Origin of the sequence: Dokdonella immobilis, assembly GCF_900115085.1 — a bacterium.
GTDB classification, from domain to species: Bacteria; Pseudomonadota; Gammaproteobacteria; order Xanthomonadales; family Rhodanobacteraceae; genus Dokdonella; species Dokdonella immobilis.
The window spans coordinates 1-1,384 of the sequence record NZ_FOVF01000072.1 but is presented as its reverse complement, the minus strand read 5'-3'; the positions used below and the strand labels follow the sequence as shown (position 1 = coordinate 1,384).

Below are 1,384 nucleotides of genomic sequence, written 5' to 3'. Positions count from 1 at the left end.
CCTCGGCTGAGAGCGCGGATCGTCGCGTTGGGCGTCACCTCACTCTTCGCCTTCTACGCCTTTACCACCGCATTGCGTGCATTGGAGTGGTCGGACCCCTTGACCCTTAGTGCGACCAATGCAACCAAGCGGCCAGACTCCTCTTCAGCGCAATACGACTATGCTCGCATCCTTCTGGCATCGACCCTCAAGGGCGACCCCGAGCCCATGCGAAAGCGAGCGTTTGAAATTCTCGATCGAATGGCTGCCAACCCTTCGGCAGACGCTGTCCACAACCAGTTACTCATAGTGACAAGCGCAAAGCTTGGCTTGCCGATCAAGGATCAGTGGTGGGATTCACTCATTGCAAAATTGCAGGCACGCCCGATTTCCACGGTTGACGTGTCGGCGCTGGGAGCGCTTCTCAATTGCCTGGATGCAAAGATTTGCCCCCGCGATATTGAGCACTTCAAAGAGGCCTTTGATGCAGCCACCAGCCATCCGGGTGGCTACGCCCAATTGCTGACACTGCACGCGCGATTCGCCCTTGTCTATCTTGGTGACCTGGAACTGGCGGAGCGACAGTTTCGCTCAGCAATTTTTCTGTCACCAACGGACGCGGAGGCCCGCGCAAATCTCGTCACTTTTCTTATTCGCACTGGCGATCTGAAGGCCGCAGCACTGGAACTGCAGACTCTTCGTAATATGAACGGCCTGGGCAACCTCGACGGAAGACTCCTCGAACTGGAAATACAGCTAAGAAAGGCGACTGGAATTGATGACGAATCGCATAAGCTGCTATTCAACTAGATCCAAACAACTGAACACTTTGTTCCAGTGGGTTATCGCGGTCCACTGGCATCCCTGCTTTTCAGGCCATCACAAGTTCTTGTCGCATTTGACCGCGCATGTATTGCTCCTACAGAGTGGCTCCAAGCACGCTACACCATTCAATATCAATGAGTAGTTGGCTGACATTGAAGCTATGATTTTCGCCTCATTGACCTGACAGAGTTCGAACACAATGGTTGCCGAACCGCCGGGAAGGTGAAATTCATGAAAGTAGCCAAAATGTTACGGGCTGGAACGCTGCCTCGAAGATACAGCAAGGAATTTGGAACCGGATCATGAGAATGCCATTGTTTTCTGAAAATCGTGGCTGGCTAACCTTGGCGCTCGGCGGGATTCTATGTGCCGTCATCTACGCACCGGGACTTGCCGGATCATTTGCGCTGGATGACTCAATTTTCGTGGTCGGCAATAAAGGCGTTCATGTTACCGCCAACACTCTGAGCGACTGGATTGCCGCAGCGATGTCGTTTCCATCCGGATCCCACCAGGGACGCTGGCTCGGCATGCTGAGCTTCGCCGCAAACCACTATTTCACCGGCATGGATCCGTATGC

The 1,384-nt window shown here is 53.8% G+C and carries 2 pseudogenes; both read left to right on the top strand.

The features are described 5' to 3' along the window. Nucleotides 1-789: pseudogene (locus BM125_RS19570) on the top strand (hypothetical protein); the annotation flags it as partial. A gap of 317 nt (nucleotides 790-1,106) precedes the next feature. After that, nucleotides 1,107-1,384: pseudogene (locus BM125_RS20065) on the top strand (hypothetical protein); the annotation flags it as partial.